The sequence below is a fragment of the Methylobacterium sp. ap11 genome (assembly GCF_900110515.1).
GTDB classification, from domain to species: domain Bacteria; phylum Pseudomonadota; class Alphaproteobacteria; order Rhizobiales; family Beijerinckiaceae; genus Methylobacterium; species Methylobacterium ajmalii.
This window is the reverse complement of the sequence record NZ_FOEB01000026.1, coordinates 61,128-84,018: the sequence shown is the minus strand read 5'-3', so window position 1 is coordinate 84,018 and position 22,891 is coordinate 61,128. Positions and strand designations below refer to the sequence as shown.

19 protein-coding genes are annotated in these 22,891 nt (G+C 67.7%); 9 read left to right on the top strand and 10 right to left on the bottom strand.

Annotation, left to right across the window (positions count from 1 at the left end; all coding sequences use genetic code 11):
• Positions 1 to 177: 177 nt before the first annotated feature.
• The 7 genes from BMX97_RS27065 to BMX97_RS27040 form a co-directional block, all read right to left on the bottom strand.
• Positions 178 to 489: a hypothetical protein gene (locus tag BMX97_RS27065; RefSeq protein WP_091754274.1), complete on the bottom strand. Its 312-nt coding sequence runs from the start codon at positions 487 to 489 to the stop codon at positions 178 to 180.
• Positions 486 to 719, bottom strand: a complete 234-nt coding sequence (locus BMX97_RS27060; protein WP_091754273.1) for a hypothetical protein — start codon at positions 717 to 719, stop codon at positions 486 to 488. Before BMX97_RS27060 ends, BMX97_RS27065 begins: the two co-directional genes overlap by 4 nt.
• Positions 703 to 1,209, bottom strand: coding sequence for a copper chaperone PCu(A)C (locus BMX97_RS27055; RefSeq protein ID WP_091754272.1), 507 nt, complete (start codon positions 1,207 to 1,209; stop codon positions 703 to 705). Before BMX97_RS27055 ends, BMX97_RS27060 begins: the two co-directional genes overlap by 17 nt.
• Positions 1,210 to 1,303: 94 nt before the next feature.
• Positions 1,304 to 1,657 carry a hypothetical protein gene (locus tag BMX97_RS32395; protein ID WP_143074722.1) on the bottom strand — a complete coding sequence of 118 codons (354 nt, stop codon included), beginning with the start codon at positions 1,655 to 1,657 and terminating at the stop codon, positions 1,304 to 1,306.
• 201 nt (positions 1,658 to 1,858) lie between these two features.
• Entirely contained in the window at positions 1,859 to 2,782 is a 924-nt protein-coding gene (locus tag BMX97_RS27050; RefSeq protein ID WP_348273138.1) for a HoxN/HupN/NixA family nickel/cobalt transporter, read from the bottom strand.
• 288 nt (positions 2,783 to 3,070) lie between these two features.
• Positions 3,071 to 3,943, bottom strand: a complete 873-nt coding sequence (locus tag BMX97_RS27045; RefSeq protein ID WP_091754270.1) for a DJ-1/PfpI family protein — start codon at positions 3,941 to 3,943, stop codon at positions 3,071 to 3,073.
• Between the two features lie 13 nt (positions 3,944 to 3,956).
• Positions 3,957 to 6,104, bottom strand: a complete 2,148-nt coding sequence (locus BMX97_RS27040; RefSeq protein WP_091754269.1) for a TonB-dependent siderophore receptor — start codon at positions 6,102 to 6,104, stop codon at positions 3,957 to 3,959.
• 406 nt (positions 6,105 to 6,510) lie between these two features.
• Between BMX97_RS27040 and BMX97_RS33955 the strand changes: the two genes are divergently transcribed.
• From BMX97_RS33955 to BMX97_RS27020, 3 genes are all read left to right on the top strand, one after another.
• Positions 6,511 to 7,182 carry a hypothetical protein gene (locus BMX97_RS33955; RefSeq protein WP_244538664.1) on the top strand — a complete coding sequence of 224 codons (672 nt, stop codon included), beginning with the start codon at positions 6,511 to 6,513 and terminating at the stop codon, positions 7,180 to 7,182.
• 40 nt (positions 7,183 to 7,222) lie between these two features.
• Positions 7,223 to 9,400 carry a TonB-dependent siderophore receptor gene (locus BMX97_RS27025; RefSeq protein WP_091754267.1) on the top strand — a complete coding sequence of 726 codons (2,178 nt, stop codon included), beginning with the start codon at positions 7,223 to 7,225 and terminating at the stop codon, positions 9,398 to 9,400.
• Between the two features lie 257 nt (positions 9,401 to 9,657).
• Positions 9,658 to 10,371, top strand: coding sequence for a DJ-1/PfpI family protein (locus BMX97_RS27020; RefSeq protein WP_280142819.1), 714 nt, complete (start codon positions 9,658 to 9,660; stop codon positions 10,369 to 10,371).
• A gap of 138 nt (positions 10,372 to 10,509) precedes the next feature.
• Here BMX97_RS27020 and BMX97_RS27015 read toward each other — a convergent pair whose 3' ends face one another.
• The 3 genes from BMX97_RS27015 to BMX97_RS27005 all read right to left on the bottom strand — a co-directional run bounded on the left by BMX97_RS27015 (position 10,510) and on the right by BMX97_RS27005 (position 13,634).
• Positions 10,510 to 11,736, bottom strand: coding sequence for an ABC transporter substrate-binding protein (locus tag BMX97_RS27015; RefSeq protein WP_091754266.1), 1,227 nt, complete (start codon positions 11,734 to 11,736; stop codon positions 10,510 to 10,512).
• Positions 11,737 to 11,832: 96 nt separating this feature from the next.
• Positions 11,833 to 12,915 (bottom strand): Leu/Phe/Val dehydrogenase, encoded by a 1,083-nt coding sequence (locus tag BMX97_RS27010; RefSeq protein WP_210187681.1) that lies wholly within the window; start codon positions 12,913 to 12,915, stop codon positions 11,833 to 11,835.
• Positions 12,915 to 13,634, bottom strand: coding sequence for a DJ-1/PfpI family protein (locus tag BMX97_RS27005; RefSeq protein WP_091754300.1), 720 nt, complete (start codon positions 13,632 to 13,634; stop codon positions 12,915 to 12,917). Before BMX97_RS27005 ends, BMX97_RS27010 begins: the two co-directional genes overlap by 1 nt.
• Positions 13,635 to 13,739: 105 nt before the next feature.
• Between BMX97_RS27005 and BMX97_RS27000 the strand changes: the two genes are divergently transcribed.
• The 6 genes from BMX97_RS27000 to BMX97_RS26975 all read left to right on the top strand — a co-directional run bounded on the left by BMX97_RS27000 (position 13,740) and on the right by BMX97_RS26975 (position 22,738).
• Positions 13,740 to 14,699, top strand: coding sequence for a GlxA family transcriptional regulator (locus BMX97_RS27000; protein WP_091754264.1), 960 nt, complete (start codon positions 13,740 to 13,742; stop codon positions 14,697 to 14,699).
• Between the two features lie 485 nt (positions 14,700 to 15,184).
• Positions 15,185 to 16,270, top strand: a complete 1,086-nt coding sequence (locus BMX97_RS26995) for an efflux RND transporter periplasmic adaptor subunit (RefSeq protein ID WP_091754263.1) — start codon at positions 15,185 to 15,187, stop codon at positions 16,268 to 16,270.
• Positions 16,267 to 19,374: an efflux RND transporter permease subunit gene (locus BMX97_RS26990; RefSeq protein ID WP_091754262.1), complete on the top strand. Its 3,108-nt coding sequence runs from the start codon at positions 16,267 to 16,269 to the stop codon at positions 19,372 to 19,374. The genes BMX97_RS26995 and BMX97_RS26990 overlap by 4 nt, the downstream gene beginning before the upstream one ends.
• A 229-nt stretch (positions 19,375 to 19,603) precedes the next feature.
• Complete coding sequence (locus BMX97_RS26985; RefSeq protein ID WP_091754261.1) at positions 19,604 to 20,146, top strand: TetR/AcrR family transcriptional regulator; 543 nt, start codon at positions 19,604 to 19,606, stop codon at positions 20,144 to 20,146.
• Positions 20,147 to 20,335: 189 nt separating this feature from the next.
• On the top strand, positions 20,336 to 21,289 hold the full coding sequence (locus tag BMX97_RS33950) for a Vgb family protein (protein WP_244538662.1): 954 nt from the start codon (positions 20,336 to 20,338) through the stop codon (positions 21,287 to 21,289).
• A gap of 36 nt (positions 21,290 to 21,325) precedes the next feature.
• Positions 21,326 to 22,738, top strand: a complete 1,413-nt coding sequence (locus BMX97_RS26975) for an MATE family efflux transporter (RefSeq protein ID WP_091754260.1) — start codon at positions 21,326 to 21,328, stop codon at positions 22,736 to 22,738.
• Positions 22,739 to 22,891: the final 153 nt, after the last annotated feature.

Below are 22,891 nucleotides of genomic sequence, written 5' to 3'. Positions count from 1 at the left end.
TCGCGGGCAGCCTCCTGCTCATGCTGATCACGTTCCGCCGCTTCGCCCGCCGGCCCGTGTGACCGCGAGCCCCGGCCCGCGGATGAGCGTGGGCTCTTGTTGCGCGGGTTGATGCCCCGGGACGACGGCATCCCGGGGCATCGTGCCGACCCTGATCGGCTTTCGTTCAAGGAGGCATCACGCCTCGGCCCCGTGGCCGATCGCAGGCATCGCGGAGGAGCACTGGTGCCGGGCGACCGCGAGCCGGCCCCGCCGCGTGATCTGCCAGGCCATATGCCGGGAGAATGCCTCGCGGTGGATAGGGGCGAGATAGCCGATGTGGTAGAGCTGCACCAAGGCCATCACCTCCGCATCATCCTCCGCCGCCAATGCGAGCCGACCGGCTGCGAGCGCGCGCCGCATGAGCGACATCTGCACGGGCGAGAGGCTGACGAGGGACTGGCGGCGTGCGGCTGCAACCTTCGCCCGGTCGACACGCGCGCGGATCATCGGCCCCCTCCCCGTTCGCTCATCACGCTCCCGGAGGGGACGACGTCCCCGGTCGAGGCCGGCAGGCGGAACGAAGCGACGATCGGGTCTAGGGCCGGCCAGTTCTCGGCGGCGACGTGCGTGACCAGGATCGTCAGGGCGAGCACGCCGCCCGCCGTGGCGAGCCGGAGCGGTGCGGACGCGCGTGGGGCGAACCACCCTGGATCGGTCGAGTCAGTGATGGTGCGCATGGCCCGCCTCCGGAGCCTTCGCGGCGATCGCATCGATGGCGAACTCGACCGGCACGGTGCCGGCCCGCTCGAAGGACAGCGTACCCTTGACCATCTCGCCCTGCTTGAGCGGGGCGGCCAAGTCCATGAACATGATGTGGAGGCCGCCCGGCTCGAGCTTGACGGTCTGCCCCGGCTTGATCTCGAGGCCGCCCTCGACGGGGCCCATCTTCATCACGTCGCCCTCCATCGTCATGCGATGGATCTCGACGCGGCCGGCGGCGGTCAGCGAGCCGCCGACGAGCCGGTCGGGCATCGACCCGGTATTGGTGATGACGGCGTAGCCGCCGCCGACCTTGGCGCCGCGCGGCGTCGCGCGAGCCCAAGGATGGTCGATCTTCAGCGGTCCGACGCTGTACTCGTGCGCCAGCGCCAGGCCGGTCAGCGCCGTGAAGGTGAGGGTGACCGCAGCAACGGTCTCGCGCAGGGGGAAGTGGATGCGCTTGGTCATGGTGGTTCTCCTCGTCTGGATGAGAGCGACCGCGGACGGCCGCCGACCAGGTGCGCGGCACGGGCCCGCGACCCGGGTTTGCAGGACAGCAGGTTCAGACGAGGAGGGACGGTGGTGGGTGTGGGCCACGGCAGAGCCGCGGCGGGCCGGTCGTCGGGCGCAGCCCGAGATCGGATACCCGGGAGCGGACCGCATCCAGGCGCACAATGCGCCAGCGCAGCAGCGTGAAAGTCTCCGGCACCGGCAGCAGCGGACCCGCAACGCAACCGAACGGGCAGCAGGCTGGGGGCCGCGGCTGCTCCGCCCCGTCATTGGCCGTCGCAGGAGCTTTCTGCATCGTCGGACGACACAGGACGGGGCCGGCGCTGTCCGGCCCGTTGGGAAATGCCGAGGCGACGCCCACCAATCCGGACAGCAGCAGCTGAAGGGCGAGCGCGTAGGAGAGCATGCATGCACATGCTGCCCGCAGCCAATCCGATTGCCGTCGAAGCCCACCCATGTCGAGAGCCTAGGGGAATCCCGAGGAAGCGCCATGCGGTGTTCCGTCAGCGTCCCCCTTGGGCGACGCCGCCGGCCAGCGCAGACGCACCGGGCCGAGGACCGGCATCGGCGCTCCGAGAGCCCCGCGGATCTCAGTCGTCGGGGTCACTCAACCCTCCTCGTGCTGAAGATCGAGATTGTCGAAGCGGCCGAGCCGGTAGACGAGCCATGACACGGCCCAGGCCACTACGAACAGCCCGATCACCACGAAGCCCAGGAGCCCGAAATTCTCGCTGAGATGCGAGACGGCGCTCCAGAAGGCTCCGTGCAAGCCGAGCTTGTCGCCGATGAGACTCAAGGCCTCGATGCCGCCCACCAGCAGGGCGACCGCCACGGAGACGAACGTGATGGTCAGGTTGTAGAAGAGCTTGCGCACGGGCTTGACGTAGGCCCAGCCATAGGCGCCGAGCATCAGCACGCCGTCGGTGGCGTCGACCAGCGTCATCCCGGCCGTGAACAGCACCGGGAACACCAGGATGGCCCAGAGGGTCGTACCCTTGCTGGCCTCGGCGGCCGCGAGCCCGAACAGGCTGACCTCGGTTGCGGTGTCGAAGCCGAGCGCGAACAACAGGCCGAGCGGGTACATGTGCCAGGGCCGGGTGATGAGGCCGAACAACGGGCGCAGGATCCGCGACAGCAATCCGCGCTGGGCGAGCAGGAGATCGAGATCCTCGCTCACGTAGCGCCCGGTGCGGCGGACCTGCCGGAAGGTGCGCCAGATGCCGGCGAGAAGCACCAGATTGACCGTCCCGATGAGCAACAGGAAACCGGCCGACACCCCGGTCCCGACGAGGCCGCCGAGATCCTTCAGGCTCTCGAACGCCGTCAGGCCGGCCGCCGTCCACGCGATGGTCACGGCGGCGATGATGACGACGCTCGAATGCCCGAGGGCGAACCAGAGGCCGACGGAGACCGGGCGCTCCCCGAACTGCATGAGCTTGCGCGTGACGTTGTCGATGGCCGCGATGTGGTCTGGATCGACGGCATGGCGCAAGCCGAACACGTAGGCGGCCAAGGCCGTTCCGAGCAGCACCGGCCGATCGCGGAACAGCCACCACGCCCAGACCCAAGCAACGATATTGAATACAGACAATATCGCATATAGTAGATATATTCTCGATTGCAAGGACTCTCGGTTAAACATCCGATGATGAGCGACTGATATCATTCGACAATCTCGCTTCGGCAACTTCCAACGATGCACATCATCATTTGCGGTCTAGAGCGCTTCACGATCGCGTTGCAATCGCGAAGCTCTCTAGGTTTTTGATTTTGCCGCATTTTCGTCGACGAACTGGCATCCACTTCGTCGGAAAATGCTCTAGAGGCCGAGGCGTTTCGCTGCGGCGAGGGCCGCGTCCCGCGCCTGTCCGTCCATCCAGACCCGGCCCGTGCGCATCTGCGCGACGCGCTCCGGCCCGGCGAGGATCGGCGTGCCTTTGTGGAACGGAGGGGCCGGCTCGTATTCCAGGACGAGCTGCGTCCGCTCTGCAGCCTCCTGCCCGCGCAGCAGCACCGCGAGGGTCAGACCGAAGTCGAGCCCCGCCGTCACGCCGGCTCCGGTGAGCCGGTTGCGGTCATGGACCACGCGGGCATCGACCTTGGTCGCACCCATCAGAGGCAGGAGATCGGTGACCGCCCAATGCGCGGTCGCCTCGTAGCCGCGCAGGAGACCGGCGGCTGCGAGCACCAGTCCGCCCGTGCACACGCTCGTCACGTAGCGGGAGCGGGACCCACGATCGGCCAGGAAGTCGAGGATCGCGGGGTTCTTCATGCAGGCGACCGAGCCCATCAGGCCGCCCGGCACGAAGAGCACGTCGAGGTCGCGCGGACACTCGTCGATGGTGCAGGTCGGGGTGACCGGGAGACCCAGATCCGTTGCGACGGGTTCCCTCGTCTCCCCGACGAGATGGATGTCGGAGTTGAGCATCTGGAGGACGCTCTGCGGAGCGACGAGATCGAGCATGACCATGCGGGGATAGACCAGCATGGCGACCTTGAGCGGTGCGACGTCCGATTGCTGCATCATGCGCGGTCGCGGGAGCGGCTGCGGCGACGACTGGGCACGGGCGCCGGGCGTCGCTGCGGCGAGCAGAACACCGCCGAGGGCGGTCACCGCGAAGTCGCGCCGGTTCACCGCAGGCGCGTCGAGAGATCGCTCGGCGGTCACGTCCGCGGGCGTGGTTCGGGCCATGGTGGATCTCCGGTCAGAACTGAGTCGAGATCGAGGCGAGTACGGTGAACGGCACCGTCGGACGCAACACGTTGGCGCCATCGGTGTCGTAGATGCGCCGGTCGGTGATGTTCTGAAGGTTCAGCTGCGCGCGAAGCGGCTGCCCCTGGATCGCGAAGCGGTACCAGGCCGCCGCGTCGAGCCGCACGTAGCCCGGGAGCTTGAACGTGTTCGGCAGCGTCGCCTCCCGCGCCGTCTCGGCCCTGACACCGGCGCCGATCCCGAAGCCGTCGAGGACGGACCCGGGCGGGAACTCGTAGGTCGTCCAGACCTGGCCGGCGTGCCTGGCGACCCCCGCCAGCAGGTCGCCGACGGGCAGCCGGTTGTCCTTGGTCACGTCGGCGAAGGTGTAGGCGTAGCTGACCACGCCTTTCCAGCCCGGCAGGATCTCGCCGGCGATATCCACCTCGACGCCGCGGCTCTGCTGCTCGCCGGACGCGATGCTGAAGGTGGCGTTCGTCGGGTCGGGGGTCGGCACGTTGGTGCGGGTGACCTGGAACAGGGCCACGGTGGCCTGCACGCGCCCGTCGAACGCCTGCTGCTTCACGCCGACCTCGAACTGCTCGCTCGCGCTCGGAGGCAGGGTCGCGCCGCTGACCGTCGTCTGCGTCGCCGGAACGAAGCCGTTGGCCCAGTTCGCGAACAGGGCGGTCGTCGGCACCGGCTCGTAGGTGATGCCGAGGCGCGGCGAGAACCGGTCGGCGGCGTTGGCGCTGGTGCGGTTTGTGAGCCGGTTGAGGTTGACCGTATCGGTGACGTCGTAGCGCCCGCCGAGCAGCAGGCGGACCTGCGGCGTGAGCGTCACGAAATCCTGGACGTAGCCGGCGATGTTCGTGAAGCTGGCATCGGAGCTCGCGCTCAATCGCAGCGCGCTCGGCGTCACGCCGTAGACCGGCGCGAAGATATTCAGGTTGGGAAGCGTTCCCTGAAAACTGGTCGCGCTGTTGAAGCTCCAGTAGGTCTCCACTCCGGCCAGCCAGTCATGCCGGACGTCGCCCGTGTAGAACGTCCCCGAGAACTCGTTCTGCCAGTCGTAATCGCGCAGGTGCTGGGGGCCGGTGACGAAGGTGCGCGAGACCGTGCGCCCATCCGCGTTGAAGCGCAGCATGGCGAACCGGTCGGTGCCGATGTCGTAGTTGACCGCGGACGCGTTGAAGCCCGACCGGAAGCGAAGGGTGTCGTCGAACTTGTGGATCCAGTCGTAGCTGATGCGCTCCGCGTTGCGGTGGCTGTCGCGCAGGTTCGGATCGGAGAAGCTGAACGAGTAAGGCAGACGCAACGTCGTCCGGGACAGGGGCGACTGGTACGGTCCGTAGCTGAAGTTGCTCTGCAGGACCTGCGCGCGCACGATGATCTCGTCCTGGGCGGTCGGACGCCAGCGCAGGCTCGGGTTGACGAACTTGCTGTCGCCATAGGCGAAGTCGCGGTACGTGTCGGTGCGGTCGAAGGCGCCGTTGACGCGCATGACGAGGCGGCCGTCGCCGGTCAGGTCCTGGTTCACGTCGAAGGTCGGACGGACGAGGCCGAAGCTGCCGCCGGTGAGAGCGGCATTGGCGAAGTTCAGATCGACGGGTGTCTTGGTGACGATGTTGACCACGCCGCCGGCCGCGAGGTTGCCCCCGTAGAGCACGGAGGCAGGCCCTTTCAGCACCTCGATGCGCTCGATGCCCTGGATATCCTGCTGGTTGCTGGTTTCGCGAAAACCGTCGCGCAGGTTGGAGAAGCCGTCGTTGAAGCCGCGGATCCGGAAGGACTGGCAGCCCGGGATGGCATTGCTGCTCGTCACGCCGCTGACCGTATCGATGGCCTGTCGGACGGTGAGCGCGCCGCGGTCCTGGATCAGTTCCTGCGGGACGACCTGCACGGAGACGGGGATATCCTGGATCGGGGCCGGGATCTTCAGGGCCGTCGTCGTCTGCTTGGGGGTGTAGCCCTGAACGAAGGAGTCGTTCGGCGTCCTCCCGCCATTGGCCCCGAAGGCGGCGCCCCTCCGCTCGCCAGCGACGGTGATCTGTTCGAGCGCGACGGTGTCGGGGGGCGCGGACTGGGCGAGAACGGATGTGGTGGAAAGCAGCATCAACGGCAGGGCGGCACGCAGCTCGGCCCGCGGAATGCGATACATGGTCGGGTCCCATCGTCTGGCGGATCGGAGGACGGATCGCTCAGACGACGGGGGGAGCGCGTGGGCTGGCCCTGCTTCCCGGCGGCGCACGGGGCGTCGCCGTGACTTCCGGGCGCCAGACGATCACTTCCGCCCGACGCAACGGCCAGACCACGGCCATCGAGACCAGGAGCGGTGGGCTTCCTGCGCTCAGATCCTGGGCGGCGGTGCAGCAGGCCGCGTGAGTATGGGCCGGGAGGGATTTGGCCGGCGCCTCCGCAAGACGATTCCGCTTGCGGCGCGCAGAGGATGTGCGCCTGGATCTGATTGCCCGCGAACAGAGTTCCGGCCAACAGGATCTGGAGGGCGAGCGCGTACAACGCGACCACGGCGAGGGCCAGGCGGCAGACCGGTCGAGCTGACAAGCATGCACGCATGGTTCCGCGTACGGCGCGGCTCGATCCGCCGTCAATGCGGCAAACCTTGTTTTCTCATGAATTCAGGTTCGAAGACGGCAGGCCGCCTGGGGAGATGCGGGCCGAGCGCGCGCGACAATATCCACGATGTCCGCGTGGACTTCGTTTCCGGGCCCAAGCGCCCGGCAGGAAAACAATTTTTTTGCCAGGTGCGGTTTGGTCTCCGCACGCTGCCATGGACAGGAATCGATAGCCGCGCGGGATCCGCCGCATTGACGCTGGCGCTAACAGGATCGTACGGCATCGGGATGCGCACGTGCCTGCCAAGCTGGCCGCCCGGTCGTGTGGTCATCGCGGTGGCCGCGCTGTACGCGCTCGCCCTGCAGGCGTTGCTCGGTGGCATGGTGTCTGCCGGCGTGCCGTCGGCGTCTCATATCATCTGCCTGCGGGATACGGGGTCGGCGGGACAAGCACCGGGAAAGCCGGCACCCGTGCACGGCCATATGGCATGCTGCGTCGTGGCCCACGGCATGGATGCGGCCAACCCGCCCATGCCGATCTCTGCAACGATCGTCTGGCCGGTCCGGCACGCTACCGCGGTGATCTGGCGGCCGGAAGTCGTCGCCTGTCCGCGCGCGCCTCCCGGGGTCAGCGCCAGCGCCCGCGCACCACCCATCGTGTGACCGATCGCCAATCCGATCAGTCATATGATGGATCTCAGCCATGCATTCCCTCTCCAGGGTCGAGCTGTACGCCGCCCTGCTGCCGACCCTGCTCGCCTCGACCTCCGTTCTTGCGCAGACCGCCGGTCCGGATACCATCCCTCTCCAACAGATCGACGTTGCCGGTGCGGCCCTGCCCGGCCACAGCGGACCGAACGGCGAGAGCTCCGACGGCGTGACCGGTTATGTCGCGTCCCGGACGACGACCGGCAGCAAGACGCGAACGCCCGTCGTCGAAATCCCACAATCGGTATCCACGATCACGCGCGAGCAGCTCGACGATCGCAATGTCCAGACGCTCGTTGAAGCACTCAATTACACCCCCGGCATCACGCCGAACTACGGGTACGGCCCGTGGGTCGACTGGTTCTCGGTTCGCGGTTTCGATCTCGTCACGCTCGGGACCTATCGTGACGGTCTGCGGCAAGGCTATGGCGGCGGCAACTTCGCCATTCCCCGCGTCGAGCCCTACGGTGCACAATCCATCACGGTTCTACGGGGTCCGGCCTCCGGTCTCTACGGCCTCGGGTCCCCGGGCGGCATCATCAACGTCATCACGAAACGTCCGACCGCGGTTCCCTTCGGCGAGATCCAGTTCCAGGCCGGCAACTACGACCGCTACCAGGGCAATTTCGACATCGGCGGACCGGTGGTCGGCAACGAGCAGTTCAGCTATCGCCTGACCGGCCTGTTCCGCGATGCGAAGGATTGGCTCCCGGGCGGCAAGGACAACCGGACCTACATCGCGCCGGCGATTACATGGCGCCCCGATGCCGATACGTCCGTCACGCTCCTCGCGGAACACATGACGGTCACGAGCGCCGCCAACACGTCCTATTTCTACGACGCGCCGAACCGACGCCTGACCAACTACTTCAAGGGCGATCCGGCCTACAACACGGCCCGGACGGAGCAGTACCGGATCGGCTACGAGGCCGAGCACCGGTTCAGCGACTTCCTGGCCGTGCGTCAGAATTTTCGCTTCTACCGCATCCTCGGTGATTACGGCTACACGGATCTTGTCTCGATCGATCCGGCGGCCAATACAGGACAACGGACCGCGACGCGGATCGTCGATACGGTCAACGCCATCGCGCTCGACAACCAGGCCGAGACGCGGTTCGAGCTCGGCGGCGTCGCCAATACCTTGCTGTTCGGCCTCGACTACAATCATTACGGATACAATGACAAGATCGGTTTCGGTCCTGCGCCCGACCTCGATCTTCTGACCTTCAATTACGGCAGGCAATACATCACACCCGTCGATACGTTCGCCATACGGCAGAAGCAGCGGCAGCACGAGATCGGCCTCTACGCCCAGGAACAGGCCAAGTGGGGTGGTTTCGTCCTGACGCTCAACGGCCGACAGAGCTGGGTGACGAGCACGGTCAACAATCTCGCTGCCGGCACCAAGGCGGATCAGGACAATGCAGCGCTCACCGGCCGGGTGGGGCTCGCCTACGTCTTCGACAGTGGCCTCGCCCCCTATGTCAGCTACGGCACGAACTTCAGCCCGCAGCTCGGCTCGGATGCCGCGGGGACGCCGTTCAAGCCGACATCGGGCGAGCAGGAAGAGGTCGGCATCAAATACAAGGTGCCCGATTTTCCGGTCTTCATGAGCGCCGCCCTGTTCAACATCGACCAGAAGAACGTGCTCCGTCCCGATCCTGGCAACCCCCTCCTCTTCCAGACCCCGACCGGCCAGATCCGCTCGCGCGGCATCGAGTTGGAAGCGACGGCCTCGCTGGCACCCGGCTGGAACCTCACCGCCGCCTACACGCATCTCGACGTCACCATCGTCAAAGGTATCGACGATCCTGCCCTCGGGATCACGACCGGCAAGCAGCTCTCCGGCATCCCCGACGACACCGTCGCCGCCTTTGCCAAGTACACGTTCCAGCCCGGCTCGGCCTTCGCCGGGCTCGGCATCGGTGCAGGCGTCCGCTACATCAGCTCGAGCTTCGGCGACGACCAGAACACGTTCCGCAGCCGGGGGGACGCCCTGGTCGATGGCGTCATTGATTACGATCTCGCGCAATTCGACCGAAAGTACTCCGGCCTGCGGCTGCAGGTGAATGCGACCAACCTGTTCGATACCCGCCGGATCGTATGCCAGACCGGGCTCTGCCTGTACGATGCCAGGCGGCAGGTAATCGGCAGCCTCGTATATCGCTGGTAGGGCCGCGCGGCCATCGATCTCCAGGCAGGGCGGCATGATGCAGCTTTGCCTGGATCCTTGTTATTGCATATATACTGTCTCGGACACGGACAGATACTGCGAATGATTCTCAAAATTCAGATTGAAGGACAGTCGTCATGACCATTATCGATCGCCGAACCGCCGCACTGCTCGCGCTTCTCTCCCCGTTCGCCGCCGGCTCGGCGCGTGCCGGGTCGGCCGGGCCCTCGCCGGGCCCGTCCTCGAACAGCTACGACATGGGTCGTGGCGACGGCGTGCATTGGATCGGTCACGAGGAGATCGGGATGCTGATCTATCCCGGCATGACCATCATGGACCTGATCGGACCACACAGCATGTTCGGGGCCATGATGGGCACCAAGATCCACCTCGTCTCCCGGTCGCTCGACCCGGTGACGAGCGACGCGGGCGTGACGATCATGCCCACGGCGACGTTCGAGACCTGCCCGCGGGACCTGACCGTCCTGTTCACGCCGGGCGGCACGGACGGCACGATCAAGGCGGCCACCGACCCGGAGACGCTTACCTTCATGGCCGACCGCGGCAGCCGGGCGACGTACGTGACCAGCGTGTGCTCGGGCTCGCTGATCCTCGGCAAGGCCGGCCTGCTCGAGGGCTACAGGGCGACGTCGCACTGGTCGTGCCGGGACGCCCTGGCCGGCTTCGGGGCGATCCCGACCGAGGCCCGCGTCGTGCGTGACCGCAACCGCATCACCGGGGCGGGCGTCACGGCCGGGCTCGATTTCGGACTGACGATGGTCGCGGAGATGCGCGACCGCACCTATGCGGAATGCTGCCAGTTGATGAGCGAGTACGATCCGGATCCGCCGTTCCACGCCGGGTCACTGAAAACCGCACCGCCGGAGGTGAGGGAACCGATGATGGAACGGATCGCGGGCTTTTCGGAGCAGGCAAAGGCGCTGGCAGCCGGCGGCATCGCTCGCCGATAACGCTTCGGGAGTCATCCACCGAACTGGCGACCGGTTCGGTGGATGGTGTCATGATACGACGGCGATCAGAGCGGCACCCGGTGACTCGCCGAGGCGTGCCGTCCCACTCGCGGATGGGGTGCGACGCAACGGAAGGGGTCATCGCGATCCCGCCGCAAGCGGGCATCCGCCCTCCGACAGGGGCCGGAATGCCTCCGCGAACGGCACGCGCGCGACCATCTCGTAGAGGTCCCACTCGCCCTTCGACGCGTCTGGGCTCTTTACGCGGAAGAGATACATGTCCCGCTCGACGCGACCGTCGCCGCGGATTCGCCCGTCCGTGATGGTCGCGTCGTTGATCGGGAGCGACCGCATCGCCGCGGCCACGGCCTTCGGCTCGTCGGTGCCCGCCGCCGCGACCGCCTTCAGGTAGTGCAGCGTCGCGCTGAAGATCGCGGCATTCATCATGTTGGGCATGAGCCTGCGTCGCTCCAAGAAGCGCCGCGAAAAGGCACGCGCGTCGTCCGACTGATCCCAATAGAACCCCTCTGCCACGAGCATGCCCTGGCCGGCCTGCAATCCCAGCGCATGGACATCCGTCACCATCATCAGAAGGCTGGCGAGGCTCTGACGCGAGCCCTCGCCGACGATGCCGAACTCCCGCGCCGTCTTGACCGCGTTGATCGTGTCGCTGCCGCCGTTGGCGAGGGCGATGACCTTGGCTCCGGAGGCCTGGGCCTGCATCAGGAAGGACGACACGTCCGGGGAGTTGAGAGGCGCTCGCACCGCCCCGACGACCTGGCCGCCCGCCTCCTTCACGAAGCGCGTGACGTCACGCTCGAGCACGTGCCCGAAGGAGTAGTCGGCCGTGAGGAAGAACCAGGACGTTCCCCCGTTCCGGACACTCGCCGTCGCGATCGTCTTGGACAGCGCGTAGGTGTCGTGCATCCAGTGGAACCCGGTCGGCGAGCAGGCCGATCCGGTGAGGTCCGCGCTGCCGGAGCTGGTCGCGATGTCGAGCTTGCCCTGGTCTCGCGCGTAGGAGCGGACCGCCAGGGCGACGGACGAGGCTCCGAGGCCGATGATGACGTCGACACCGTCCCGGTCGTACCAGCGACGCGCGATGGCAGAGCCGATATCGGGCTTGTTCTGGTGGTCGGCCGTGACGATCTCGATCGGCCTTCCGAGAACCTTGCCACCGACGCTCGCGACCGCCATCTCGGCTGCGATGACGCTCGATCGTCCGGTGATGTCGGCATAGGGCCCCGACATGTCCTCGAGGATGCCGATCCTCACGGTATCGCCGGAGATCTGGGCCATGGCGGACGACGCCACGGCCCAGCACAGGCTGGCGGACGCGATCGCGACTGTCATCAACGGCTTCATCGGCATCTCCTGTCGGATCGGCGTGGACGCCCCCTCGCGGCGCGTCCTCGTACTCGGGAGGGCGGATCGCTGCGTCAGTCCGCTGGACTCGTCACCTCAGGGCAGTCCGGACCTTCCCTTCGATGCGCTCGCGAGAATGTCCCGGGCGGTCGCATCGGCGGCGATGGACGGGGTGATGCGCTCGGCCTCGGCGCGGTCGAGCAGCGCGGACAGCCGGGGGCCGATCCGGGCGACCTGATCCGCCACGTCCCCCGTCGTGAGCCCGAGATACTCGGCCGCGACGTTGATGATCCCGCCGGCATTCACGACGTAGTCCGGCCCGTACAGGATCCCGCGACGATGGAGCAGGTCGGCGTCCGCTGGCGTCGCGAGCTGGTTGTTCGCGGCGCCGGCGACGATGCAAGCCCGGATTTCCGGGATCGTCGTCCCGTTCAGCCCAGCCCCAAGAGCGCAAGGCGCGAAGACGTCAGCCTCGATCCCATGGATCGATCCGGGCGTCGCGATCTCGGCCGGAACGGTCGCGAGGAGTTCGGCGACGGCGCGCTCGTTCACATCCGCAACGACGAGACTCGCGCCGGCCGCGTGGAGGCGCCGGCAGAGGTCGGCTCCAACGCTCCCGAGGCCCTGGACGGCGATTCGGCTTCCCGCCACGGAGCGCCCCCGCCGCCCCAGGAGGATCTCGATCGACAGGAAGACGCCGAGCGCGGTCCAGGGCGAGGGATCGCCGCCGGCCGAGCCGACGTTTACTGTAAGGCCGAAGACGTAGGGCGACACGGAGCGTGCGATCTGCATGTCACGCGTCGTCGTGCCGACATCCTCCGCGACGAGGTAGTCGCCGCCGAGTTCGTCGAGTGCGCGGCCAAGCGCCCGGAACAGCGCGACCCGATCGAAATCTCCGGACGGCCGGCGGATGACCGACTTGCCACCACCGAGCGGCAATCCGGCGATCGCGTTCTTGTAGCTCATGCCGCGCGCGAGGCGCTGGACGTCGCGCAGCATGGCGTCGTCGTCGTCGTAGGGCCAGAGGCGGCATCCGCCCGTCGCGGGGCCGAGGGCGGTCGAGTCGATGGCGATCAGACCGGACGCGCGCGACACCGGATCCTGGAACGCGAGAAGGCGCTGCGGCCTCCCTTCGAAGTTGACTGATTGGATGGGCATGGCAGTGCAGTCCGAGAGCATCAGGACACGCGATGGCGCGCATCTGGCACCCCGCCCCGGAGGCGCGCCACGGCGCGCTGGCTCGAGGCGAGCCGCTCCGCCAGCATCGGAGCGGCCGCGGCCCGGATCTCGGCGAGGAGCTCGGGCGGTGCGTCGCGCTCGCTGATCGCGAAAGGCGGCTCAGGGTCGTATTCGAGGAGCAGTTGCAGGCGCTTGGCGACGGCCTCGCCGCAGAGCTCGGCGGCGACGCGGAACGCGAAATCGATCCCGGCCGTCACGCCGCCGCCGGAGATGCGGTTGCGATCGACGACGATCCGGGATTCCGCCGGGATGGCGCCGAGCAGGGCGAGCTGGTCGCGGGACAGCCAGTGGCAGGCGGAGCGGTAGCCCTCGAGCAGCCCGGCGCCAGCGAGGATCAGGGATCCCGCGCAGACCGATGTCACGTAGCGGGCACTCGTCCCCGCCTTGGCAATGAAGGCCATGACGGCCTCGTCGTCCATCAAAGCCATCTGGCCCGGCCCGCCGCCCACGCACAGCACGTCGAGCTGGGGGCAATCCGAGAACGTGGCCGTCGGCATGAGGGTCAGGCCGACATCGCTCGTGATCGGCTCGATCAGCTTCCACAGGCAGTGGATGCGGGCCCCCGGCAGACGCGCGAGGACCTCGAGCGGCCCCGTCACGTCGAGTTGCGTCATGCCCGGATAAAATAGGAAACCGATCTCGATCGTACCGCTGGACATCGCCATCTCCCCTGCTCGGCGACGATCCTCGGGCTGACAGCGTCCGACAGAAAGGTCATTCTGCCCACCATTCCTGCCAAGCGCGATGCGGACGGGGGCTCCCTCATGGCTCAGGACGTGGTCTTCGTCGTGTTTCCGGGAGCGCTGCTGCTGGATATGTCGGGTCCGCTCGGAGCGTTCGAGATCTCCTGCGAAGATGCTCGGGGAAGGGCCGGGACGTACAGCCTCACGGTGGCGTCGCGGGACGGCGGACTCGTCAAGACGTCGTGCGGCCTGGAGATCGCGACCCAGTCCCTCACGGCGTGCCAGGGGGCCGACACCCTGATCGTCGTCGGCGGACCGGGGGTGCACACCGCCGCCGCGGATGCGGATCTGCTCCACCGGCTCCGGGTGATCGCTACCGGCGCGCGGCGCGTCTGCTCGGTCTGCACCGGCGCCTTCGTGCTCGCCGCCGCCGGCCTCCTGCACGGACGGCGCGCGGTCACCCATTGGGGATCCTGCGACCTCCTGCGCAGCCGATTTCCCGATGTGTCCGTCGCGGACGACGCCATCTACGTGAAAGACGGCGCGGTCTGGACATCGGCCGGCGTAACCTCCGGGATCGATCTCGCCCTCGCGTTGATCGAGGAGGATCGCGGGCGTCCGGAGGCGATCCGCGTCGCGCGTCGGCTCGTCGTCTACCTCAAGCGGACAGGCGGCCAGACCCAGTTCAGCGTACCCTTGAGCCTCCAGGCCGCCGACGACGGTGGGTTCGAGGCACTGCATGCCTGGATTCAATCCAATCTGGGCGCGGACCTCCGGGTCGAGGACCTCGCGGACAGGGTCGGTATGAGCCCGCGCACCTTCGCCCGGCACTACTCACAACGCGTCGGCCAGACGCCCGCCAAGGTCATCGAGCGGTTCAGGATCGAGGCGGCGCGGCAGGCCCTGGAGGAGACAGGGCTCAGCGTGAAAGAGATCGCGGTGCAGTACGGGTTCGGCGACGAGGAGCGGATGCGGCGGGCCTTCCAGCGGCGCCTGGGCGTCGGGCCGCTCGCGTACCGGCAGCATTTCTCGGCTGCGTGACCGCGCCTCCGCGTCACCGACCAGCGTCACGGACCTGGTCGTAAGCCCCACGGTCGGCCGAGGCCGCCGTGGCGCCCGTCATGGTCGATCCGTCGAATCATCGCGGCGCGCCCGCACACCGCGGAAAGCGGTCTGGGGCCGCCCAGGTCCGTTCTGATGCGAGATCGCAGGGTCGATTGTAAGCGTTCTTCCGAGCCCACCTGCGCGATCAACACGTCCGACTGTCGCAGCTTGGCGACCACATCCTCCGGCTTGTGCCGCTTCGTGCCCATCTGTCCGTCCTCGTCCTGGCCCGAAGGCCATACCTCAGGGCGGACCACTTCAGTGGGGGCGGATCAGGACCCCGTTGCCCGCGGTTCGAGGTCCGAGCCTCGATCTTCATCGAAGCCGCCGACCGGTCGGAGAACGCCATTGACGATAGATGACGACCGTAATAGATGATGACCTTAATTCAAAACGCTCAGTTGGCCTCGGGGGAACTGGTTATGGACGCGAGATGGGTGATCGGTCTGGCCGGCTTGGCCCTCTCAGCCTGCTCGCAGGCGGAGACGGCCGTGAACCCGGAGCCGCCCTTAATCCAGGTTGCCGAGGTCGCTCCGGGGATCGGCGGGGTCTCGCGCTACACCGGCACGATCCGGGCTCGCACCGAGAGCAACCTCGGCTTCCGGGTGGGGGGCAAGATCTTCGAGCGCCTCGTCGATCCGGGTGACCACGTCACCCGCGGCCAGCCCCTGATGCGCCTCGACCGCACCGACTACAGCCTCGCCCTCAATGCCGCCCGCGCCTCCGTCGAAGCGGCCCGCGCCCAGATGATCAAGGCCCGGGCCGACGAGGAGCGCAGTCGCAAGCTCGTGGCCGACGGCTGGACCTCGAAGCAGACCTACGACCAGAACAAGGGCGCGGCCGATGCCGCCATCGCCCAGTTCGCCAACGCCGAAGCCCAGGCCAGTCAGATCCAGAACCAGGCGGGCTATGCCGAGCTCCAGGCCGATGCCGACGGTGTGGTCATGGAGGTGCCCTCCTATCCCGGGGAAGTCGTCGCCGCCGGCCAGACCGTCGTGAAGCTGGCGCGTGACGGCGCCCGCGAGGCGGAGATCTTCCTGCCCGAGGCGAGCCGGCGTCTGGCGAAGGGCGACGCCACGGCCACGCTCTACGCCGAGGGCGAGACGACCTTTCCGGCCCGGCTGCGCGAGCTGTCGGCCACGGCCGATCCGGCCACGCGCACGTACCGGGCGCGCTACATCCTGTCCGGCGGCGGCGAGGACGCGCCGCTCGGCGCCACCGTGACCCTCCAGCTCAAGTCCCAGGACCAGTCTCGTCCCGCCACGGTCGAGGTGCCCCTGGCGGCCCTCTTCGACCAGGGGCGCGGCCCCTCGGTCTGGCGCTTCGACGTCGCCACAGGCACGGTGAAGCCGCAAGCCGTGCGGGTCGCCCGCATGGGCGAAGAGCGCGCCGAGATCGCGGCCGGGCTCGATCCGGGCGACCGGATCGTAGCGCTGGGCGCCCATCTCCTGAAGGCCGACCAGAAAGTCCGCCCTGCGCCGTCCAGCATGACGGGGGTGGTGCGGTGAGCGGCTTCAACCTCTCGGCGCTCGCCGTCCGCGAGCGGGCCGTCACGCTCTTCCTGCTCATCGCGCTGACCGGCGCGGGCTTCTTCGCCTTCGAGAAACTCGGACGCGCCGAGGACCCGGCCTTCACCGTGAAGGTCATGACGGTCGCGGCCGCTTGGCCGGGCGCGACGGCGGAAGAAATGCAGCGCCAGGTCGCCGACCCGCTGGAGAAGCGCCTGCAAGAGCTCGTCTACTACGATAGGGCCGAAACCACGGTCCGGCCCGGCCTGATGACGACGAAGGTCATCTTCAAGGACAACATGCCGCCGGCCAAGCTCCAGTCGGAGTTCTACCAGGCGCGCAAGAAGCTCTCGGACCAGGCCTCCAGCCTGCCGCGCGGCGTGATGGGGCCGCTGTTCAACGACGAGTTCTCGGACATCTACTTCGCCCTCTACGCCGTGCAGGCCAGGGGGCTGCCCCACCGCCAGCTGGTCCTGCGCGCCGAAGACCTGCGCCAGCGCCTGCTGCGCGTGCCGGGCGTCGAGAAGATCAACATTCTGGGCGAGCAGGCCCAGAAGATCTTCGTTGAGATCTCCTACCAGCGACTCGCGACCTTGGGCATCAACGGCCAGCAGCTCCTGGCCGCGCTGGCCAACCAGAACGACGTGACGCCCGCGGGCTTCGTCGAGGCCGCGGGCCCGCGCGTCTACCTGCGCCTGGACGGTGCCATCGACAGCCTGGACACGATCCGCAACCTGCCGGTGGCGGCCGGCGACCGCAGCCTCAAGCTCGGCGACATCGCCGAGGTCAAGCGCGGCTACGAGGACCCGCGGACCTTCGAGATCCGCAACGATGGCGAGGCGGCGCTGATGCTCGGCCTCGTGATGAAGCCCGGCTTCAACGGCCTGACCCTCGGCCAGGCCCTGGACGCCGAGGAAGTCGCCATTCGCCATGAGACACCCGTCGGCATCACGTTCGCCAAGATCACCGACCAGGCGAAGGTCATCGACGACGCCATCCACGAGTTCATGGTGAAGTTCTTCACCGCGCTAGGTGTGGTGATCCTCGTGTCGCTGGTCGCACTCGGCTTCCGGGTCGGCATCGTCGTGGCTCTGGCTGTGCCGCTGACGCTCTCGGCGGTGTTCGTGGTGATGATGCTCACCGGCCGCGACTTCGACCGCATCACGCTCGGCGCGCTCATCATCTCGCTCGGGCTCCTCGTCGACGACGCCATCATCGCCATCGAGATGATGGTGGTGCGCATGGAGGAGGGCTACGACCGCATCGAGGCGGCGACCTATGCCTGGAGCTCGACCGCCGCGCCGATGCTGACAGGCACCCTCGTCACCATCGCGGGCTTCCTTCCCGTGGGCTTCGCGGCCTCCACGGCGGGCGAGTATGCCGGCAACATCTTCTGGGTGGTCTCGTTCTCGCTCATCATCTCGTGGATCGTGGCGGTTACCTTCACGCCCTATCTCGGCGTCAAGCTCCTGCCGAACATCAAAAAGGTCGAGGGCGGGCACGACGCCATCTACGCCACGAAGAACTACGAGCGCCTGCGCCGGGTCGTGCGGATGTCCGTCGACCACAAGTGGTGGGCCGCCGGCATCACGGTCGGCCTGTTCGCCCTCGCGGTCGTTGCCATGGGCAAGGTGGAGCAGCAGTTCTTCCCGAACTCGGAGCGCCCCGAACTCATCGTCGAGGTCACGCTGCCTGCAGGCTCGGCCTTCGCCACCACCGAGGCCACGGTGAAGCGGGTCGAGGCGGCGATGCGTGAGTTGCCCGAAGCCCGCGAGATCACGAGCTACATCGGCCAGGGCATGCCGCGCTTCGTGCTCTCGTTCGACCCGGAGCTGCCGGACCCCGCCTTCGCGCAGATCGTCGTGCAGACGGCCGACGCAGCCGCCCGCGACACTCTCAGGGTCAAAGTGCGGGGGCTCGTCGACGAAGGCCGCTTTCCCGAGGCGCGGGTACGGGTGCTGCAGATCGTGTTCGGCCCCCCCGTTCGCTTTCCGGTCGCCTTTCGCGTGGTCGGGCCTGACCTCGACGTGATCCGCGGGATTGCGGCGCAAGTCGCGGGGGTTATGGCCTCCAACCCGAGCATGCGGATGGTTCACCTCGACTGGGGCGACAAGACACCGAGCCTACGCCTCGCCCTGGAACAGGAGCGCCTGCGCCTGATCGGCCTGACCCCGAAGGAGGCTGGGCAGCAGTTGCAGAACTACCTCAACGGCACGCCGGCGACCCAGGTGCGCGAGAACCTGCGCTCGGTGGACGTGCTCTTGCGCAGCCCTGGGCCCGAGCGGCGCTCGCTCGGCGACATCGGCGACCTGACGCTGGCGACGAAGGACGGGCGTCAGGTGCCGGTGTCGCAAGTGGCGCGATTGGAAACCCGCTACGAGGACGCGGTGCTGAAGCGCTACAACCGCGAGACCTACATCCGCGTCCAGGGCGACGTGCTCGACGGCAAGCAGCCACCGGACATCCACGCCCAGGTCTTCCCCCTGCTCGACCCGATCAAGGCCAAGCTGCCCCCTGGCTACCGCATCGACACGGCCGGTTCAGTCGAGGAGAGCGTGAAGGCGCAGATGTCCCTGGCAGCCGTGTTCCCGGTCATGCTGTTCGTCACGCTGACGGTCATCATGATCCAGGTCCGGTCGTTCTCCGCCATGTTCATGGTGTTCGCGACCGCCCCTCTCGGGCTGGTGGGGGCCGCGCCGACACTTCTGATCTTCGGGCAGCCCTTCGGCTTCAACGCGATCCTCGGCCTGATCGCGCTGTCTGGCATCCTGATGCGCAACACCCTGATCCTGGTGGACCAGATCCACCACGACCAGGCAGCGGGTCTGTCGGACTACGACGCCGTCGTCGAGTCCACCGTGCGGCGGGCCCGTCCGGTCATCCTGACGGCAGCCGCCGCGATGCTGGCCTTCATCCCGCTCACCCATTCGGTGTTCTGGGGAGCGCTCGCCTACGTGCTGATCGGTGGCGTCGGCGTCGGCACCCTGCTGACGCTGCTGTTCCTGCCCGCGCTTTACGCCCTCTGGTTCCGGGTGGCGCGGGAGCCGCGTGAGAAGGAGAGCAACGCCGGAACCCACGCGGTGCCGATGCCCGTAAAGCCCTGAGACGGGACGAACCCTTCGTTGCCCCGCCCCGGGGTAACCCGAGATCGCGCGTTTGTCCTTTCGAACGTGCGATGCGTCGACCGGCCTGCGATTCCGCTCACCTCACGCAGGCCGGTCGATCAGCTTTTCCAGTGCGTCGGAGCGCACGGGAGCTCCCACGAGCCTCCGCCCCTTCAATACATGACTGCTTGCATCTATATGGATCTCTGTAACGGCGAAGGACGATAGGATGCCGAGGGTTTCGCAGGAGCAAGCCAAGCTCAACCGCCAGCGGGTCGTGGAAGTCGCGTCCTCTCTGTTCCGGGAGCGAGGCCTGAACGGCATCGGTGTTGTGGACATCATGGCGGCCGCAGGCCTGACCCACGGCGGCTTCTACGGCCAGTTCGCCAGCAAGGAGGCACTCGCGGCCGAGGCATTCGATGCCGCGATCCGTGACGAGTACGAAGCGAACCTCGACGCCTTCATTGAGAACTACCTGTCCCTCGGCCACGTGCGCACACCCGGCAGGGGTTGCCCGGTCGCGGCGCTGGTGAGCGATATCGGGCGCGAGCCGGCAGGGAGCGCCCTGCGGTCGCGGTTCACCCACGCTGTCAAAGGGCTCGCCGGCCTCATCGCAGACAGGCTGCCCAAGGCCACGAAGGAACGGCGCAGGCAACGGGCCCTGATCGCGCTGTCGACCATGGTCGGGGCGGTGGTGCTTGCACGGGGCGTCGACGACGAGGCTTTAGCCGACGAACTGCTCACGGCGGCCCGATCCACCATCGCAGGCTGAAGGGGCATGGGAACCCGCTTTCCAGAGCGGGTTCCCGTCTGAAAATGACACCCCCATTGACCGATCCTCCGCAGCCAAATAGATTAATATCATAATGTTTGGAGGCCTGCTCCGGGTGGATTGCTCCACCGCGGGACGACGGCCTGACCGAGTCATCCAAAGGGGTGAACGATGAGAAACCCAAGTCGCTTGGCGCGTCGCAGCAGCCTTTTGCACCACGCGATGTGGCTGTCGCTCTCCGTCGCATCCCTGAGCCTTCCTGCCCTCGCCGCCGACGGGGCAACGAGTGTGCGTCTGCCGGACACCTCTCGCTTCCCGGAGAGCGTGACGGCGGACGCGAACGGCACCCTCTTCGTCAGCAGCATCGCGGATGGCGGCGTCCTCAAGGTCGGCGCGGACGGCGCCGTGGTGTCTCAGTTCCTGAAGCCGGGCGAGCATGGCACCCGGTCCACCTTCGGCCTTTTGGCCGATCCCAAGCGCGGGGTGCTCTGGGTCGCCTCGAACGACGCCACGCCCCTGGGAGCCAAGGGGCCGACCGTCGCGGAAGGGGCGTGGGTCAAGGCCTTCGACGTCGCGACCGGCGCCATGGAGACCAGTGTCAGGCTGCCGGGCGCCAAGGCGCTGGCGAACGACTTCGCCCTCGACGGCGACGGCTCGCTTTACGTCACCAACACGTTCGCCCCGCAGATCCTGCGTTTGAAGCCGGCGGCGACGGAGTTCGAGGTCTTCGTCGAGGACCCGACCCTGAGCAAGGGGCTGGACGGCATCGCCATCGGCGCCGACGGGAACCTCTACGTCAACACCTTCATGGGCGGCGAGTTGTTCCGCATCGAGGTGAAGCAGGGCAAGGCCGGCAAGGTCACGCAGCTCGAAACGCCGCGTCCGCTGAAGTTCCCGGACGGATTGCGGACCTTTAAGGACGGGTTCCTGATGGTCGAGGGCAGCGGTGCCCTGAGCCGCGTCACGGTCTCGGACAACAGCGCCAAGATCGAGCCTATCCAACAATTCGCGGGGCCCACCGGCGTGACGGTTTCGGGTGACAGGATCTGGGTCTCCGAAGGGCAGTTGGGGTTGATGTCCAAGCAAGCCGAGGCTGGACGCGATGGCCCGAGCTTCCACCTGCGCTCCGTGGACGTCCGGTAGCGCGGCATCTGACAATCCCGCACAAGGGGGGCCACCATGGACGTTCGCACACGGCAGCTACTCACGGCTCCTCTCGTACCGACCCTGGCCCGGATGGCCGCGCCCAACATCCTGGTGATGGCGGTCCAGACCTCCGTTGGCCTCGTCGAGACGTATTTCGTGTCGATGCTCGGGACCGACGCCTTGGCCGGGATGGCCCTCGTCTTCCCAGTGGTGATGCTGGTCCAGATGCTTTCCGCCGGCGGGATGGGGGGCGCCATCCAGTCGGCGGTCTCCCGCACGCTGGGTGCGGACCGACCGGCGGATGCGGGAATTCTGGCTTGGCACGCCACGGCACTCGGCCTGGGGCTCGGCATCGCGACGAGCCTCGTCGCCCTACCGTTCGGACCAATGCTCTACGCGGCGATGGGCGGGTCCGGCGGCTCGCTCAAGGCCGCGACCACCTACGCGAGCATCGTCCTCGGCGGCGCGGTCCTGATCTGGCTGTTCAACGCCCTGTCTGCGGTGATCCGCGGCACCGGCAACATGGCGCTCCCGGCCATCGTCACCTGCGTCGGGGCCGTCGTGCTGGTGCCGCTTTCCCCCGCGCTGATCTTCGGATGGGGACCTTTGCCGGAACTCGGCGTCGCGGGCGGCGGCGTGGCATTCGCGGCCTACTACGCCGCGGGCTCGGCGGCCTTCGCGACCTACATCTGGTCCGGTCGCGGCGTGCTGCATCCGACGCGACATCTGCCGAAGCTGACCTGGGGCCCCTCGCGGGAGATCCTCCGCATCGGGGTGCTCTCGGGCATCGCCAGCGTGACCTCCAACGTCACGGTCATCGCTGCCACCGCCTTCGTCGGTACGGCCGGACCGGCGGCCGTGGCCGGATACGGCACCGGCGCACGCCTCGAATATCTCCTGGTTCCCCTCGTCTTCGGTCTCGGTTCGCCCATCGCGGCCATCGTCGGCACAGCGTTGGGTGCCGGTGACCATGCCCGAGCCCGGCAGGCCGCCCTGACCGGCGCCGTCGTCGCCGGCGCCCTAACGGAGGCTATCGGGATTGCGGCCGCCCTTTACCCGGTCGCCTGGCTCGGCCTGTTCGGCGACGATCCTGCGATGGTCGCCACGGGCTCGCTCTACCTGCGTATCGTTGGCCCTTTCTACGGGTTCTTCGGCTTCGGGCTCGCTCTCTACTTCGCGGCCCAGGGCGCGGGTCGCGTCGGCTGGCCGCTCGCCGCCAGCCTGCTTCGGATGGGGGTGGCACTGGGCGGGGCCTGGACCGCCTCGGCGCTCGGGTTCGGGTCGGGCGGCACCTTCCTCGCCGTATCAGCTGGGTTCGTCGTCATGGGGCTCGTGAACGCAGCGGCCTTCGCGACCGGCCGCATGTTCCCGCGCGCGCCGAGCGACCGACTGTCCCCGACATCCTTTCCCCTTGCGCCTGCCGCCGGTGCGTCCACGAGGCGCTGACCGTGCCGATTGAGGAGACGCCATCGATGAGGGATGCATTCGATAAGCGGCGCCTCGGGGAGCGGGGCTCCGGCTCCTGCTCGCGGCGGTCTTCGTCAGTGCAGCCGGGATGAAGCTGGCGGCGGCCGAGTTCGAGGTCTCGAACTTCGAGTG